The organism is Staphylococcus pasteuri, assembly GCF_030547725.1.
GTDB classification, from domain to species: domain Bacteria; phylum Bacillota; class Bacilli; order Staphylococcales; family Staphylococcaceae; genus Staphylococcus; species Staphylococcus pasteuri.
The window spans coordinates 1-239 of the sequence record NZ_JAUOQO010000902.1; the positions used below are offsets into that span (position 1 = coordinate 1).

The window sequence follows — 239 nt, forward strand, 5'->3', positions numbered from 1 at the left end:
AGATACAACAGCACCAGAAGCACCAACTGTTAATCCTGTTCATAAAGGCGTTAAAACAATCACAGGAACAGCAGACCCAGGTTCAACAGTTACAGTAACGTTCCCTGATGGAAGAACTGCCAGTGGTACAGCAGATGAAGATGGTAATTTTGTGATAATTATTCCTACTGGTGAAGAACTCAAAGGTGGAGATCATATCGGAGTAACAGCAACGGATGCTGACGGTCATATCTCACCAT

Annotated in this window: 1 protein-coding gene; it reads left to right on the forward strand. The window is 43.1% G+C overall.

What is annotated here, in order from left to right; all coding sequences use genetic code 11:
- Positions 1-239 (forward strand): Ig-like domain-containing protein (locus tag Q4528_RS15870; RefSeq protein WP_303522708.1); only part of this gene is annotated, 239 nt, incomplete at both ends.